The sequence below is a fragment of the Anoxybacillus sp. ST70 genome, from assembly GCF_019553625.1.
In the GTDB taxonomy this organism is placed as follows: Bacteria; Bacillota; Bacilli; order Bacillales; family Anoxybacillaceae; genus Anoxybacillus; species Anoxybacillus gonensis.
This window is the reverse complement of sequence record NZ_JAHZOF010000004.1, coordinates 112,182-128,997: the sequence shown is the minus strand read 5'-3', so window position 1 is coordinate 128,997 and position 16,816 is coordinate 112,182. Positions and strand designations below refer to the sequence as shown.

18 protein-coding genes are annotated in these 16,816 nt (G+C 40.2%); 16 read left to right on the top strand and 2 right to left on the bottom strand.

Annotated features, from left to right (window positions below):
- Window positions 1-94 precede the first annotated feature (94 nt).
- The gene (locus K1I43_RS07695) at window positions 95-271 is read right to left on the bottom strand and encodes a hypothetical protein (protein ID WP_165569759.1); all 177 of its coding nucleotides are present in this window, start codon (window positions 269-271) and stop codon (window positions 95-97) included.
- A 189-nt stretch (window positions 272-460) separates the two neighbouring features.
- Here K1I43_RS07695 and K1I43_RS07690 point away from each other — a divergent pair, with 189 nt between their 5' ends.
- From K1I43_RS07690 to K1I43_RS07675, 4 genes are read left to right on the top strand one after another with little or no spacing between them, the layout of a single operon-like run.
- Window positions 461-748 (top strand): MerR family transcriptional regulator, encoded by a 288-nt coding sequence (locus tag K1I43_RS07690; RefSeq protein WP_006323413.1) that lies wholly within the window; start codon window positions 461-463, stop codon window positions 746-748.
- Between the two features lie 45 nt (window positions 749-793).
- Window positions 794-1,072: a hypothetical protein gene (locus tag K1I43_RS07685; RefSeq protein WP_020424589.1), complete on the top strand. Its 279-nt coding sequence runs from the start codon at window positions 794-796 to the stop codon at window positions 1,070-1,072.
- Window positions 1,073-1,096: 24 nt separating this feature from the next.
- Window positions 1,097-1,843: a membrane protein insertase YidC gene (yidC, locus tag K1I43_RS07680; RefSeq protein ID WP_035065253.1), complete on the top strand. Its 747-nt coding sequence runs from the start codon at window positions 1,097-1,099 to the stop codon at window positions 1,841-1,843.
- 46 nt (window positions 1,844-1,889) lie between these two features.
- A complete protein-coding gene (locus K1I43_RS07675; RefSeq protein ID WP_035065255.1) occupies window positions 1,890-4,034 on the top strand; it encodes a DNA topoisomerase III in 2,145 nt (714 codons plus the stop codon).
- A 12-nt stretch (window positions 4,035-4,046) separates the two neighbouring features.
- Here the strand turns inward: K1I43_RS07675 and K1I43_RS07670 are convergent, their stop codons facing one another.
- A complete protein-coding gene (locus K1I43_RS07670) occupies window positions 4,047-4,412 on the bottom strand; it encodes a rhodanese-like domain-containing protein (RefSeq protein ID WP_006323419.1) in 366 nt (121 codons plus the stop codon).
- A gap of 140 nt (window positions 4,413-4,552) precedes the next feature.
- Here K1I43_RS07670 and cysK point away from each other — a divergent pair, with 140 nt between their 5' ends.
- From cysK to K1I43_RS07610, 12 genes are all read left to right on the top strand, one after another.
- Window positions 4,553-5,473, top strand: coding sequence for a cysteine synthase A (gene cysK, locus K1I43_RS07665; protein ID WP_035065258.1), 921 nt, complete (start codon window positions 4,553-4,555; stop codon window positions 5,471-5,473).
- A gap of 46 nt (window positions 5,474-5,519) precedes the next feature.
- The gene (gene yfmF, locus K1I43_RS07660) at window positions 5,520-6,797 is read left to right on the top strand and encodes an EF-P 5-aminopentanol modification-associated protein YfmF (RefSeq protein ID WP_035065261.1); all 1,278 of its coding nucleotides are present in this window, start codon (window positions 5,520-5,522) and stop codon (window positions 6,795-6,797) included.
- Complete coding sequence (yfmH, locus tag K1I43_RS07655) at window positions 6,794-8,074, top strand: EF-P 5-aminopentanol modification-associated protein YfmH (protein ID WP_009362685.1); 1,281 nt, start codon at window positions 6,794-6,796, stop codon at window positions 8,072-8,074. Before yfmF ends, yfmH begins: the two co-directional genes overlap by 4 nt.
- A 6-nt stretch (window positions 8,075-8,080) precedes the next feature.
- Complete coding sequence (gene ymfI, locus K1I43_RS07650) at window positions 8,081-8,794, top strand: elongation factor P 5-aminopentanone reductase (protein WP_009362684.1); 714 nt, start codon at window positions 8,081-8,083, stop codon at window positions 8,792-8,794.
- Window positions 8,795-8,859: 65 nt separating this feature from the next.
- Window positions 8,860-9,108, top strand: coding sequence for a DUF3243 domain-containing protein (locus K1I43_RS07645; protein ID WP_009362683.1), 249 nt, complete (start codon window positions 8,860-8,862; stop codon window positions 9,106-9,108).
- 182 nt (window positions 9,109-9,290) lie between these two features.
- Window positions 9,291-10,082 (top strand): DUF3388 domain-containing protein, encoded by a 792-nt coding sequence (locus K1I43_RS07640; RefSeq protein ID WP_009362682.1) that lies wholly within the window; start codon window positions 9,291-9,293, stop codon window positions 10,080-10,082.
- A gap of 9 nt (window positions 10,083-10,091) precedes the next feature.
- A complete protein-coding gene (locus K1I43_RS07635; RefSeq protein WP_019418271.1) occupies window positions 10,092-10,958 on the top strand; it encodes a helix-turn-helix domain-containing protein in 867 nt (288 codons plus the stop codon).
- 29 nt (window positions 10,959-10,987) lie between these two features.
- Complete coding sequence (gene pgsA, locus K1I43_RS07630; protein ID WP_026011787.1) at window positions 10,988-11,566, top strand: CDP-diacylglycerol--glycerol-3-phosphate 3-phosphatidyltransferase; 579 nt, start codon at window positions 10,988-10,990, stop codon at window positions 11,564-11,566.
- Between the two features lie 21 nt (window positions 11,567-11,587).
- Window positions 11,588-12,820 (top strand): competence/damage-inducible protein A, encoded by a 1,233-nt coding sequence (locus K1I43_RS07625; RefSeq protein WP_021094601.1) that lies wholly within the window; start codon window positions 11,588-11,590, stop codon window positions 12,818-12,820.
- 106 nt (window positions 12,821-12,926) lie between these two features.
- Complete coding sequence (recA, locus tag K1I43_RS07620; protein ID WP_026011788.1) at window positions 12,927-13,964, top strand: recombinase RecA; 1,038 nt, start codon at window positions 12,927-12,929, stop codon at window positions 13,962-13,964.
- A gap of 278 nt (window positions 13,965-14,242) precedes the next feature.
- Window positions 14,243-15,799 (top strand): ribonuclease Y, encoded by a 1,557-nt coding sequence (gene rny, locus K1I43_RS07615; RefSeq protein ID WP_026011789.1) that lies wholly within the window; start codon window positions 14,243-14,245, stop codon window positions 15,797-15,799.
- 99 nt (window positions 15,800-15,898) lie between these two features.
- Window positions 15,899-16,693 (top strand): TIGR00282 family metallophosphoesterase, encoded by a 795-nt coding sequence (locus K1I43_RS07610; RefSeq protein ID WP_009362674.1) that lies wholly within the window; start codon window positions 15,899-15,901, stop codon window positions 16,691-16,693.
- Window positions 16,694-16,816 lie beyond the last annotated feature (123 nt).

Here is a 16,816-nt window from a genome sequence, read left to right as displayed (position 1 = left end):
ATACTTGTTTTGCATATGCCGCAATATTTCATAGGCGCGATCGCCAAGAAGTGCAAGGAGTTGCTCGAATATCGCGTCTCGCTGCAGATCAAGCTCAATAATTTGTTTCGCTAAATCTATCGCTTTCTTTTCCATTGGCAATCTCCTTTCGAAGTTGTTCATATTTTTTTCGCAGTTCTGCTAATGTCCAATGATGTATTTCTCCTCCTTCATGCAGTTTGTCGATATAAAATTGTTTTTGTTTCATCGTTATTTGCAGAAGGGTTCCCATGTTCTTTCCTCCTTCCGTCATTTATTTGATAATCATTATATCTATTCTCTATATTGTAAACAGCATTTTTGTTACTTTTTATAACACGAATAATGAATTTTGTTAATTTTTATAACAAAATTCATTTCAATATTCATAAAATACAGTATATTAATGTTATGAAATGTAACGTACATGAGGAGGATGAGGATGGAATCGTATAAACATAAAAAAGTCATTTCGATTGGTATTGTTAGTGAGTTAACAGGTTTGTCACCGAGACAAATTCGGTATTATGAAGAACGCCAACTTATTTTTCCTGATCGATCAAAAGGAACGAGAAAGTATTCCTTTGCTGATGTTGAATGGCTTGTTGAGATCGCAAACAAACGCGAGGAAGGAGTGCAAACACGAGAAATTCGTTATGAAATGATGAAAGAAATTCGTGAAACGATGAGAAAAGGACAAATCAACGCGCATTTTCGTTCTCGTATGTAATTTTCTCTTCTCCATGTTATAATTGATAGGGGAAGGAGAATGGTCATGTTTATGGAGTTTTCATTCGATGTATTTACGTATGTATCGCTCTTCAGTATGTTCGTTGTGGCGATGACGTGCTATGTGACGCGACAAGTAAATTACCCGATCTCCATTCAACGATTCGTTCCATACGATGTAAACGTCTGTGTGAAGACGAGCGATGCGTATAGATATATGTCGTTACACGTGCGATTTGTTACATTTCAACAGCGGAAAATTCCGATTGATGAACGATCGTATGCGAGTGATGAAGAAGGAAGGACACTCCTTGTTTGCTTATGATAACAAACAAGGAGGAGTAAAATAATGAAAAAATGGATTATTTTATTTTTTGTATTTTTATTAAGTGCATGCAATCGAAATGTACCAATTACAGAACATAGTCAAGGTGTATGGGATCACTATTTTGTTTACCCGATGTCAAAGCTATTACTGATGCTTGGACACGCATTTCAAGAAAATTACGGACTCGCTATTATTGCATTGACGATTGTTGTTCGCTTTGGATTGCTTCCGCTGATCATCAAACAGTTTCGTGCCAATATTGCGATGCAGCGCATTCGCCCGGAAATACAAAAACTTCAACAAAAATATAAAGGCACAGACATGGAAACGCAAAGAAAGCTACAGCAAGAAATGATGCAACTATATCAAAAACACGGTGTCAACCCAATGAGCGGTTGTTTACCGATTTTTATTCAAATGCCTATTTTTATGGCGCTGTATTACGCAATTTCGCGAACGGAAGAAATTAAACTGCACTCGTTTTTATGGATGCAGCTCGGTCATCGCGATCCGTATTTCATTATGCCGATATTAGCAAGCTTAACGACATTTATTTCGATGCGGTTATCTCCGACTGCTACAACAGCAGAAGTGGCTACACAAATGAAAATGATGTCATATATTATGCCTGTTATGATTTTCATGGGAGCGAGTTCTGTCCCTTCGGCTTTGTCGCTATATTGGGTCGTTGGTGGATGTTTTTCAATTATTCAGTCGCTTATCATGCGTGCACAATGGAAAAGATACGATACAGAAGTTGCCAAATAACCTGCTCGCTAGCTGAGCAGGTTTCTTTTCGTGAAGGGGTGAAAAAATGAAAGTGATTATTGCTGAAAAACCGGATCAAGGAAAGACGCTTGCATCTATTTTTCAAACAAAAAAACGAGAAGGGTATATTGAAATTTTACCGAATGAGCTGTTTCCGAAAGGTGCTTATATGACATGGGCAGTTGGACATTTATTTGAGTTAGCTTCTCCGGAAACGTATGAAGCAAGCTGGAAGCGGTGGACACTAGATACGTTGCCGATTATTCCTGATCGTTTTCAATATAAAATGGATCGAAAAAAGGCGAAACAATTTTCTATCATTAAACAATTGCTCCGTCAGCCAGAAGTGACAGAAATTATTCATGCAGGCGATGCAGGGAGAGAAGGAGAATTGATTATTCGAAATATCATTTATATGAGCGGCGTCAAAAAACCGATCAAACGGCTGTGGATTTCATCGTTAACACCGAAAGCAATCGAACAAGGGTTTCGCCAGTTGTTAGATGAAAACGAGACGCGTCCGCTATATGAAGAGGCGTATGCGCGGACGTGTGCCGATTGGCTTGTTGGTATGAACGCATCGAGAGTGTATACAATTTTATTGAAACAAAAAGGGATGAACGATGTTTTTTCCGTCGGGCGTGTACAAACGCCGACGCTTGCATTAATTGTGAGACGAGAAAAAGAAATTGAACAGTTTCGTCCCGAGCCGTTTTGGGAAGTTGTTGCTACGTTTGATGTGAATGGAAAACGATACGAAGGAAAGTGGTGGCATGAAAATGAAACAAGAACATATGATCAGCAGCTCGCCGAAAAGGTGAGCGCATTTTGCAGAGGAAAACAAGTAGAGATAGAAGAAGTGACATGTGAGCGAAAAACATTTTTACCGCCGCTTTTGTTTAATTTGTCAACATTACAAGCAACAGCCAACAAGCGATTTAAATATTCACCACAAAAAACACTGGATATATTACAAAATCTATACCAAAAAGGATATGTATCGTATCCGCGTTCGGATTCACAATATGTCACGAAAGGGGAAGCGGAAACGTTTCCGCACATTTTAAAGGAGCTTGCGCAAAAGAAAGAGTATGCTTCTTACTTTCCGCTTGCTCATGATTCAATTTTACATAATAAACGTTATGTAAACGAAAAGAAAGTAACGGATCACTATGCCATTATTCCGACTGAACAAGTTCCAGATTTGGAAAAACTGAGCCATGATGAGCGAAATATTTACGATCTGATCGTTCGACGATTGATCGCTGCCCATTGTGAAGAGGCGGTATTTGACTATACGACGATAATCACTCTCGTCGATGGGCGAGCACGTTTCATTTCAAAAGGAAAAAAGCAAATACAAGCAGGATGGCGGAACGTCCTTATGTCACAAGATGATGATGTACAACTTTTACCAAATGTACAAAGCGGAGAAAAAGGAACGGTATATGATGTGCATGTGAAAGAGGGAAAAACACAGCCGCCAAAGCGATACACGGAAGGCGAACTCATTACGTTAATGAAGACAGCAGGGAAATTTTTAGACGATGAACAACTAGAAAAAGTATTAGCAAAAACAGAAGGACTCGGCACGGAAGCGACGCGCGCCTCCATTATTACAACATTAAAGGAGCGAAACTATATCGAAATAAAAAATAATCAAGTATATGCAACCGATAAAGGAAAAGTATTAATTGAAGCAATCGGTCCACATATTTTAGCGTCACCCGAGATGACAGCGAAATGGGAGCAACGGTTAAGTGAAATTGGTGAACGGAAAGCGTCAGCGACACATTTTATGGAACAAGTCAAAAAATTAGCAGCGAAAATTGTAACAGATGCGGTGCAAATGGCAAGCGGCTGGTCATTTGAAGGGCTTGATACTGCTTCGATTCAGCGGAAGAAAAAAACAACGATCGGAAAACAAGTTGGGGTTTGTAAGCTTTGTGGGGGCTCGGTCATTGATAAAGGTTCGTTTTACGGTTGTGTCAACTATACAAAAACAAAGTGCTCATTTACGATTTCAAAAACGATGTTAGGAAAATCCATTTCACAAACAAACATAAAAAAATTGTTAACAGAAGGAAAGACAAATGTCATCAAAGGGTTTAAAAAAGGAGAAAACACATTTAACGCCGCGCTCATATGGGATGAAAAAGAAAAACGTATATCGTTTTCGTTTGAAAAATAGGAGGACTGCCTCCTATTTTTCAACATCACCATTCCACTCGTTCATGCCGCCAGTCATATTATATATATTTGTAAACCCTTCTTTCGCTAGTAATTCGCTTGCTTGCGCTGAGCGATTACCTGAACGACAAACAACGATATATGTCTCGTCTTTTTTCAATTCATTTATGCGCTCTTGCAGTTGTTGTAAAGGAAGTAACATCGCGCCCGGAATATGACCAGAAGCGTATTCTTCTTCCGTGCGAACATCGAGAACGACAACGTCTCCTTTTTGTATCATTTGTGCGGCTTCATCAACAGAAATGTTTGTATAGCGCTCTTGTGCACATCCGCTTATGATGAGGAGAAATGTGAATAAAAGAGCAGTCCATTTTTTCATCTTGTCATCAACCTCCGTATATAATCAAATACCCACGCATGTATTCTAGCTTATTTTTTTCATTTCTTCAAACGTTTCGACACCATTGTTATTTTCATATGTAGTACAATGAAAAAAAGTTTACATGGAAAGAAGGGAAAATGATGTATCAATCGATTATCGATTTGATCGGAAACACGCCCATTGTAAAGCTCAATCGGGTCGTTTTTCGAGAGGGAGCAAGTGTATATATAAAGCTCGAGTCGTTTAATCCAGGTGGAAGCGTGAAAGATCGCGCAGCTAGACGAATGATTGAACGAGCGGAAAAAGAAGGAAAAATCGTGCCTTATGAAAGCACAATTATTGAGCCGACATCAGGAAATACAGGGATCGGATTAGCGATGGTATGTGCTGCGAAAGGATATCGTTGCATCATTACGATGCCAGATAATGCAACGAAAGAACGGATCAATTTATTAAAAGCATATGGCGCAGAAGTGTACTTAACTCCGGCAGCTTTGCGCATGCAAGGGGCGATTGATGAAGCGTATCGGCTTGCCGAGAACATTCCAAACAGCTTTATCCCCATGCAATTTGAAAATGAAGCAAATCCAGATGCTCATCGAATTAGCACAGCGCTTGAAATTATAGAAGCATTTCCAGATGGGATTGATGCGTTTGTACTTACGGCAGGAACTGGCGGGACAGTGACAGGAACGGGGGAAGAATTAAAGAAAAAATTTCCTCGTTTACGCATTTATGTTGTGGAACCATATGGGTCTCCCGTCCTTTCGGGTGGGCAACCGGGGCCGCATAAAATTCCTGGTACTGGGCCAGGTTTTATTCCTCGCATTTTAAATCGAACGGTGTATGATGATATTTTGCTCGTCAAAGATGAAGAAGCGCAAATGATGGCAAGAAGATTAGCGAAAGAAGAAGGAATTTTCGTCGGAGCTTCAGCTGGAGCGGCAGCTTATTGTGCTATTCAAGTGGCTCGCACTCTTCCGGAAGATGCACGTGTGCTCTGCATGGCACCAGATACAGGAGAACGATATTTATCATCCGATTTATTTAGCGGATAAGAGCGATAAAAAATGTCGAGGCTATAAAATAAAAAGGAGTGATTGTATGTTTCAAGAAGAAGTAAAAACGATAGGCGGTCTTCGTCTTCATGTCATTCCGACAAAAAAATATAAAACGAATACGCTCGTATTAAAGATGAAAGCGCCGTTATGTGAACGAGATGTAACGATGCGAGCTCTTGTTCCATACGTGCTACAAAACGCTACTGAGCGACATCCGTCGATGAAAGCGTTACGTACATATTTAGACGAACTATATGGTGCTACGTTACAAGTTGATTTAGCGAAAAAAGGAGAAAATCATATTATTACTATTCGAATGGATATTGCAAACGAAAAATTTTTAGGTGACACATCCCCATTATTACGTGAAGCGTTGACGTTATTTAGCGATATGCTATTTCGTCCGTTTACCGAGGGAGATGGATTTTCTGTTGCGATCGTTGAACAGGAGAAACGAGCATTGAAACAAAAAATTCAATCGTTGTTTGACGATAAAATGCGATATGCCCAACATCGACTCATGGAAGAAATGTATAAAGGTTCACCTTATGCGCTCGATGTTCATGGTAAACTAGAGGATGTCGATTCGATTGATGCCAAACGTTTATATGAACATTATGAGCACATGTTGAAACACGATGAAATAGATTTATACATTGTCGGAGATGTCATGTTAGCGGATGTAGAACATGATGTGGCTGAACGTTTTTCGTTAGAAGTGCGCCCGCCGCGTTCAATAGCGACACCGACGATCATAAGACGAACAGATGTGCAAGAAGTTGTAGAAAAACAAGATGTGAAACAAGGGAAGCTTCATCTCGGTTATCGAACGAACACGACATATAATGATCCAGATTATGATGCGTTACAAGTATGGAATGGGATATTTGGAGGATTTGCACATTCAAAATTGTTTATTAATGTGCGCGAAAAAGCGAGTTTAGCTTACTACGCAGCTTCACGTATTGAAAGTCACCAAGGAATGATGATGGTCATGGCAGGAATTGACCCAAGCAAATACGAGCGTGCACTCGAAATCATCCATGCTCAAGCAGAAGCGATGCGTAACGGACAATTTAGCGATGAAGAAATCGTTCAAACAAAAGCGGTCATTCGTAATCAACTATTAGAAACGATTGATACAGCTAGAGGGATGATCGAAATGTCTTACCACAATGTCATTGCAACAAATCAACGTCCGTTACAACAATGGCTTGAAGGGATTGAAAAAGTGACGCGAGAAGATATCGTTCGTGTGGGGGAAAAAATTGAATTAGATACGATTTATTTTTTAACGGAGAAGGAAGGTGAGAAAAAATGAAAATCATTCACCACGATCAATTACAGGAACAATTATTTTATGAACGGTTAAACAATGGATTAGATGTTTACATTTTGCCAAAAAAAGAATTTAACAAAACATATGCGACGTTTACAACGAAATACGGTTCGGTGGATAACTACTTTACTCCATACGGAAAAACAACGATGAAAAAGGTACCAGATGGCATCGCTCATTTTTTAGAACATAAATTGTTTGAAAAAGAGGATGGCGATGTATTTCAAACGTTTAGCAAACAAGGCGCATCTGCGAATGCTTTTACGTCTTTCACACGCACGGCCTATTTATTTTCTAGTACAACAAATGTAGAAAAAAATTTAGAAACGTTACTGGATTTCGTGCAAGAGCCGTATTTTACAGAACAAACGGTTGAAAAGGAAAAAGGAATTATCGGTCAAGAAATTCGCATGTATGATGACAATCCGGATTGGCGTTTGTATTTTGGGACAATCGAAAGCATGTATCATCACCATCCCGTAAAAATTGATATTGCAGGAACGGTAGAGTCGATTTCACACATTACGAAAGACTTATTATATGAGTGTTATGAAACGTTTTATCATCCGAGCAACATGTTATTGTTTGTTACAGGTCCTATTGAGCCATCCGCTATACTTGAACAAATTCGAACGAATCAAGCGAAAAAAACGTTCCGTCCGCCAACAGAGATCGAGCGATTTCGTTATGAGGAGCCGACTCATGTTGCTCGTGAACGACATGTCATTGAAATGAACGTACAAACGCCAAAATGTTTCGTTGGTATAAAAGCAACCAACGTATATACAAAAGGAAAAGAAAAGTTAAAACATGAATGTGCCATCGGTTTATTGCTCGACTATTTATTTGGGAAAAGCTCGCCGCATTATGAGCGATTGTATCAACAAGGATTAATTGACGAAACATTTATGGTCGACTATACGGAAGAAAGTGATTTTGGGTTCGGCTTAGTTGGCGGTGATACATCGCAACCTGATCAATTAGCGGCAGAAATTCAGCGTATTCTTTTGGAGTTTGACGATATTGATGATGAGCAAGTCGAACGAATGAAAAGAAAAAAGATCGGCACATTTTTACGTTCGTTAAACTCTCTTGAATATATTGCAAATCAGTTTACTCGGTATGCGTTTGATCATATGAGTTTGTTCGATGTGGTAGAAACGTTACAATCATTAACATCTGACGATTTAAAAACGGTCGCTCGCGAATGTTTTGTTCGCGAACAGTTTACTGTATGTCAAGTTGTTCCGAAAAGGTGAAATGAGATGAAATATGCGTTAATTACGGGAGCGAGCGGGGGAATTGGGCAAGAAATTGCTCGGCAGCTCGCTAAAGATGGGTATGGTTTATACTTACATTACTACAAAAATGAACAATCCGTTCGACATGTAATGAAAGAACTATCCACAGACACATATGCGATTCAAGCTGATTTATCTCATCCTTCTGGGGTAGATGTGTTAATGTCTTCTATTTTCCATCCTATTGACGTGCTTATTCATAATAGTGGAATGAGTGCGTATGGATTGATGACGGACATGACTAATGAACAAGTAGAACAAATGGTGCAACTACATGTAACAAGTCCATTTTTACTGACAAAACGACTGTTGCCTTCTATGATTCAACAACGTCGTGGACAAATTGTAGTGATTTCATCCATTTGGGGACTAACCGGTGCGTCTTGCGAAGTGTTATATTCGATGGTAAAAGGTGCGCAAAATACATTTGTTAAAGCGTTAGCAAAAGAAGTTGCTCCAAGTGGCATACGAGTCAATGCGATCGCTCCAGGGGCCATTGATACACCGATGCTTCAAGAGTTTACTGAAGAAGAAATTCAAGCCCTAATTGATGATATTCCACTCGGGCGAATAGGGAAGCCCGAAGATGTTGCAAAAGCTGTGTCATTTTTAATTTCTGATCATGCATCGTATATTACGGGACAAATTTTATCTGTAAATGGCGGTTGGTATTGTTAAGCAAGCATAATTTTTTATGTTGTGAGGCAAACTGTTCTTGAAACGAATTTCAAGGAGGTTTGCATATGTCTGTTCTTGATAATTTTGAACAATGGAAAAGCTTTTTAGCTGATCGTCTTCATCAAGCACAAGAGCAAGGGATGAACCAGCAAGTCATTTCGGATATTGCTTATCAAATTGGGGATTATTTGGCGAAACAAGTCGATCCGAAAAACCCAGAAGAGCGTGTACTTGCTGATTTGTGGCATGTCGCAAATGAGCAAGAGCAACATGCTATTGCAAACATGATGATTAAACTTGTCCAAAATAAATAAGTCATGTAAGCGCAAGCTGGTGATATCCACCAGCTTGTTTTACTATGTTTATCTGTTCACAAAAAACCCTCGTCCATTCTTTTCATTCTCGCATTCAAATGGTAAAATAAACATACATGCGTGTTTCGACAAAGCGTTGCTTAAATGATCGCATCGTGTAACGTAAAGGGGAGAAGGGGTATATGGAGAAAAAAGAATGGTATTTAGAGTATGAAATACATATGAATCGCCCGGGGTTGTTAGGAGATATCGCATCGCTCCTTGGCATGCTTTCCATTAATATCGTCACGATCAACGGTGTGGATGATTCGCGGCGAGGTATGCTTTTGTTATGTAAAAGTCATGAACAAATTGAGCGCTTACAATCCATTTTAGCGACGATGGAAGATATTACGGTAACGAAATTACGTGAACCGAAGCTTCGGGACCGTCTTGCTGTTCGGCACGGGCGTTATATTCAGCGCGATGCTGACGACAAAAAGACGTTTCGCTTTGTTAGAGACGAGCTAGGTTTGCTCGTTGATTTTATGGCAGAGCTATTTAAACAAGAGGGGCATAAGTTAATTGGAATTCGTGGCATGCCACGCGTGGGGAAAACGGAATCGATCGTAGCTGCAAGCGTGTGTGCAAACAAGCGTTGGTTGTTTGTTTCTTCTACATTAATTAAACAGACGATTCGTAGTCAATTAATCGAAGATGAATATAGCGAAAATAATGTTTTTATTATTGACGGGATTGTTTCGACGCGTCGGTCAAACGAGCGACATTGGCAACTCATTCGTGAGCTCATGCGTCTACCGGCGACGAAAGTGATTGAACATCCTGATATTTTTGTAAGGCATACAGAATATAAGCTCGATGACTTTGACTATATCATTGAATTGCGTCACGATGCAGATGAGGAAATTACGTATGATCTCGTTGATCAGTCTTCATTTTTTGGAAATGACGGATTTTCAAATATCGACTTTTAAAGATGGAAGGTGTTTCCGTTGACAGAGTTAGGGAAGCGTTTGAAAGAAGCGAGAGAACAACGTCATATGAGTTTAGATGATTTGCAAGAAATCACTAAAATTCAAAAACGATATTTAATCGCAATTGAACAAGGAAATTATGTAATTATGCCAGGAAAATTTTATGTTCGAGCATTTATTCGGCAATATGCTGAGGCAGTCGGCCTTGATGCTGACGAACTGTTTGAGCAATATGCAAACGAAATTCCAAATGCCCAACAAGAAGAACTTCCTGGCGAACTATCGCGTGTAAAATCGCGACAATTATCAGAACAAGGCGCAAAAGTGCTCGATGTTCTTCCGAAAATTTTAATTGGTACATTAGTGATTGGAGTGGCTGTTGTTCTTTGGTTTTTTTTCCAAAATCGGACGGTGAACGAAAAACCACAAGAGCAAGTGATTAACGAAAAGACAGAATTTGAACAGTCCGAGCAAGCAAACGAGCAACAACCGGAAAAACAAAGTGAACAACAGTCTGAAAACGAAGGAGAAAATGAACAGCAGGAACAACCATTAGAAGCGACGGTTAAAGTGATTGAAACGAATGGAAGAAGATCGACACTTGAAGTGACAGGAGAGCAATTGATCATTGACATTGCAACAAAAGGAGATGCTTGGATTGAAGTGAAAAACGGAAAAGGAAAGGCGTTTGCACGGAAAATGATGTATGCGAATCAATCTGAAACATTTGATTTAACAAATGAAACAGAAGTATTGCTAGTCATCGGACAAACATTGAATGCAGAAGTAAAAATAAACGGGCAGACGCTACAATACCCTGTCAATCCAAACGATCATGTGCGCCAAGATATTACTATTATCTATAAAAAACAATAATGTTGGATGAAGTGTTGGAGGTCAGTGTTGTGAATATACCGAATCAAATTACGATTGCGCGAATGTTGCTTATTCCTTTCTTTCTTATTTTTTTGTTGGCACCGATTGATTTCGGTGTGATTCAAATCGGAACAGAACAGTTGCCGGTAACACACGCCATAGCTGCGCTTATTTTTATCATCGCATCAACAACCGATTGGGTTGATGGATACTATGCACGAAAATATGGATTAGTAACGAATTTAGGGAAGTTTCTTGACCCTCTCGCAGATAAATTACTTGTATCTGCTGCGCTCATTGCGCTTGTCCAATTAGGTTTAGCTCCTGCATGGATCGTGATTGTCATTATTAGCCGTGAATTTGCTGTAACCGGATTACGGCTTGTTTTAGCGGGAGAAGGTGAAGTGGTAGCAGCAAATATGCTTGGAAAAATTAAAACGTGGACACAAATTGTAGCGATTGCTGCGCTTCTTTTGCATAATCTTCCTTTTTCGCTTTTGTCGTTTCCGTTTGCGGACATTTCGTTGTGGGTTGCACTTGTTTTCACGATTTGGTCAGGATGGGATTACTTTGCGAAAAATAAACACGCATTTCGTCATTCAAAGTAAATAAAAAGGGATGGGAGAAAGATGAAAGCAGAACTCATTGCGGTCGGTTCAGAACTTTTACTTGGTCAAATTGCAAATACGAACGCTCAGTTTTTATCGCAACAATTAGCTGAAATAGGAATAGATGTGTATTACCATACGGTTGTTGGCGATAACCCTCAAAGGCTTACACATGCGATTGAAGTAGCGAAGCAACGCTCGAACTTAATCATTTTCACAGGGGGACTTGGTCCGACAAAAGACGATTTAACGAAAGAAACAATTGCAAACATGTTAAATAAATCGCTCGTTTTAGATGAAGAAGCATGGCGTTCTATTTGTGATTATTTTTCGAAAACGAAGCGCCCAATGTCTCCGAACAATCGAAAACAAGCGCTCGTATTGGAAGGAAGTTATGTGTTAAAAAATGAACATGGGATGGCCCCGGGAATGGCAATAACTGTTGATCACATCACGTACATGCTCCTCCCGGGACCGCCAAAAGAAATGCAACCGATGTTCATCAAATATGGACGTCCTTTTTTATTGCAAAAACGTCATGTTCGCGAGAAAATTGTTTCACGTGTTCTCCGTTTTTTTCATATCGGTGAATCACAGTTAGAAGCAGAAATTGAGGATTTCATCGATGCTCAAACAAATCCGACGATTGCTCCACTGGCGTCTGATGGCGAAGTAACTCTTCGCTTAACAGCGAAGCATGAGCGTGAAGAAGAAGCAAAGCGGCTCATTGATGAGTTGGAGCAAAACATTTTAGCCCGCGTTCGTCCTTACTTTTACGGTTATAATGATGACACGTTGTTTAGCAAATTGTTAGCTACATTGAAAGAAAACAATCAGACGCTCGCTGTTGCTGAAAGTTTAACGGGAGGTTTATTTTTAGAAGAAATGACAGCACTCCCAACGGCTTCTACAGTTATCGCGGGGGGAGTTGTTTGTTATACGAATGAAATAAAGGAAAATGTGCTCCATGTGCCGAAAGAAATATTACAAACGGAGGGGGCAGTTAGTGAACGATGTGCGCAGTTGATGGCAGAAAATGTTCGAAAACTTTGTGGAAGCGATATCGGTATTAGTTTTACAGGTGTTGCAGGACCGAACGAGTTGGAAGGAAAGCCAGTAGGAACGGTATGGATAGGGATTGCGACAGAACAAGGGACAAAGACATTTGGCCTTACATTATCAGGCGGACGCCGAGCCATTCGGATGCGTACAGCGAAATACGGTTGTTATTATTTGCTGCAATTGCTACATTAATTTACGAACACTTATTCGATTTTTTCTTGGCAAATAAATAGAAAAGCTGTATAGTAATAAGTAGCAGTTACTGCTTTATTTTTCACAAGCAAAAGGAGGAGTTTCTTTGAACGATCGTCAAGCAGCATTAGAACAAGCGTTAAAGCAAATTGAGAAGCAGTTTGGAAAAGGTTCAATTATGAAGCTAGGGGAGCAAACAGATCGTCAAATTTCGACGGTATCGAGTGGCTCTCTTGCTCTTGATATTGCGCTAGGCGTAGGAGGATATCCGCGCGGACGGATTATTGAAATTTACGGTCCGGAGTCTTCGGGGAAAACAACGGTTGCCCTTCACGCGATTGCAGAAGTGCAAAAGCAAGGAGGTCAAGCTGCATTTATTGATGCGGAACATGCGTTAGACCCTATTTATGCTGAAAAATTAGGGGTCAATATCGATGAATTGTTGCTTTCACAGCCAGATACAGGAGAGCAAGCGTTAGAAATCGCCGAAGCACTTGTGCGAAGTGGGGCAGTTGACATTATCGTCATTGACTCAGTCGCAGCTCTTGTTCCGAAGGCAGAAATTGAAGGGGAAATGGGTGATGCTCACGTTGGATTGCAGGCGCGACTCATGTCCCAAGCGCTACGTAAACTATCAGGCGCCATCAACAAATCTAAAACGATCGCCATTTTCATTAACCAAATAAGGGAAAAAGTGGGAGTTATGTTTGGGAACCCAGAGACAACTCCTGGAGGTCGTGCATTGAAGTTTTATGCGTCTGTTCGTTTAGAAGTGCGTCGTGCAGAACAAATTAAACAAGGCAACGACATGGTTGGAAATAAGACGAAAATTAAAGTCGTGAAAAACAAAGTGGCGCCTCCGTTTAAAACAGCGGATGTAGATATTATGTATGGCGAAGGAATTTCAAAAGAAGGCGAAATTATTGATATGGGTGCTGAACTCGACATTATTCAAAAAAGTGGCGCTTGGTATTCATATAAAGATGAGCGATTAGGACAAGGGCGAGAAAATGCAAAACAATTTTTAAAGGAAAATCCACACATTATGGAAGAAATTGCGCGTGAAATTCGCCAACATTATGGCATTACAGCAGGGGCATCGACGACATCTGTGCGTGAAGATGATCTAGACTTTTTAGAGTAAAAAATTGATTAAAAAGGTCGCCTTGCTTCAATAAAAAAAGTGATTATGTGTATATATAATTATGGAAAGGGTGCTCCGTTATTTTTGGAACACCCTCTTTTTTTGGGAAATAAAACGATATGAAACGCTTTCCCACAATGACAAGCCTTGACAATATGAAAGGTCACCTTTAAAATGTACATGTATATTTGACAATTTTGAAGTGTATGTTGAATGGTTGCAATGTACATGCCGACATTGATGAAGTAACGAATTTATAGCAAGAGGAGGTGAGGACAATGGGTGAAACGATCATCTCCGCTTTGCTTGCCCTAGTCGTCGGTGCAGTTGTTGGCTTTTTTGTTCGTAAATCCATTGCCGAGGCAAAAATTGGTGGTGCACAAGCAGCTGCCAAACAAATGATCGAAGAAGCGAAACGAGAAGCAGACGCATTGAAAAAAGAGGCGCTTCTTGAAGCAAAGGATGAGATTCACAAACTTCGCGTTGAAGCAGAACGAGAAATTCGCGAACGAAGAAGTGAGTTACAAAAACAGGAAAACCGTTTGTTGCAAAAGGAAGAGAATCTCGATCGAAAGGATGAAGCGTTAAACAAGCGAGAAGCATTGCTTGAAAAGAAAGAGAATTCTCTGAATGAAAGACAACAGCATATTGAAGAGATGGAAAGCAAAGTGGAAGAACTCGTTCGAAAAGAACAAGCCGAACTAGAGCGCATTTCTAGTTTGACGCGTGATGATGCACGCCAAATCATTTTAGAGCGTGTAGAAAAAGAACTTTCGCATGAAATTGCGCTCATGGTTAAAGAAGCAGAAACGAAAGCGAAAGAAGAAGCGGATAAAAAAGCAAAAGAAATTTTATCGCTTGCCATTCAACGTTGTGCTGCTGATCATGTGGCAGAAACAACTGTATCTGTTGTGAACTTGCCGAATGACGAAATGAAAGGCCGAATCATCGGACGTGAAGGGCGTAACATTCGTACATTAGAAACGTTAACAGGTATTGACCTTATCATTGATGATACGCCGGAAGCGGTCATTTTATCTGGTTTTGATCCGATCCGTCGTGAAACAGCGCGTATTGCGCTAGATAAACTCGTTCAAGACGGGCGTATCCATCCGGCACGAATTGAAGAGATGGTCGAGAAGGCGAGAAGAGAAGTGGATGAGCATATTCGTGAAGTGGGAGAACAAACAACGTTTGAAGTTGGTGTCCACGGATTGCATCCAGATTTAATTAAAATTTTAGGGCGTTTAAAGTTCCGTACAAGCTATGGACAAAATGTGCTTAAACATTCGATGGAAGTTGCATATTTAGCTGGTTTAATGGCAGCTGAGCTAGGGGAAGATGAAATGCTTGCAAGACGAGCAGGTCTCCTTCATGACATCGGAAAAGCTGTTGACCATGAAGTAGAAGGAAGCCATGTCGAAATCGGGGTAGAGCTCGCAACGAAATATAAAGAGCATCCGGTTGTCATTAACAGCATTGCGTCCCATCATGGTGATACGGAACCGACGTCGATTATCGCTGTTCTTGTTGCTGCGGCAGACGCTTTATCTGCTGCTCGACCAGGCGCTCGTAGCGAAACGTTGGAAAACTACATTCGTCGACTTGAGAAGCTTGAAGAAATTGCTGAGTCGTATGAAGGTGTTGAAAAATCATATGCTATCCAAGCTGGACGTGAAATTCGTATCATGGTTAAGCCAGATATGATTGATGACTTGGAAGCGCATCGTTTAGCGCGTGGCATTCGCAAGCGTATCGAAGAAGAGCTTGATTACCCAGGGCATATTAAAGTTACAGTGATTCGTGAAACACGAGCTGTTGAATACGCAAAGTAAAAGCTACTCCTTATTCGGGGTAGCTTTTTCGTATTGATAAATGCTTTATTTTGTGCGAAACTGAAAAATAGAGATCATGAGTATAGAAAGGGTAGTACAATGAAAATATTATTTATCGGTGATGTCGTAGGACAACCGGGACGAAAAATGATTGATGAATATGTGCCGAAACTGAAAGCAAAATATAAGCCCCATGTTATTGTTGTAAACGGTGAAAATGCAGCGGGTGGAAAAGGAATTACTGAAAAAATATATCGACGTTTTGTAGAAATAGGAGTGCATGTAGTAACGCTTGGCAATCATGCGTGGGATAATCGTGAAGTTTTCGAGTTTATTGACCAAGCGAAAGTGCTTGTTCGTCCAGCCAATTTTCCAATAGGCACACCTGGAAAAGGGATCGTATTTGTTCATGTGGAAGGATATGAGGTAGCGATTATTAGCTTACAAGGAAGAACATTTTTACCAGCGATCGATTGCCCGTTTAAAAAAGCAGATGAATTAGTCGAGATGGCGCTTGCGCGGACTCCTGTGATTCTCGTTGATTTTCATGCAGAAGCAACGAGTGAGAAACAAGCGATGGGATGGTACTTAGATGGCCGAGTAAGCGCAGTAGTTGGCACGCATACACACGTTCAAACCGCTGACTCACGCATTTTGCCAAATGGAACAGGATACATTACTGATGTCGGTATGACGGGTCCTTATGACGGTATTTTAGGGGTGGATCGCGAAGCAGTATTGCGCAAATTTTTAACAGGACTTCCAGTTCGATTTGAAGTGACGACAGGTCGAACACAATTGAATGCTGTGCTCATTGAAATAGACGAAAAAAACGGAAAAACGAGGTCTATTCAACGAATTATTATCAATGACGATCATCCGTATTTTGACTAGTTCCTCTTTTAAGATTTTTCTGAAAAAAATACATATCGTAGCAGGAATACGAGCAAACAGGGACGAATATATAATGAACAGTACAACTTTTCATAAGCAATTGTTAGAAACGAGGAGGAGCTA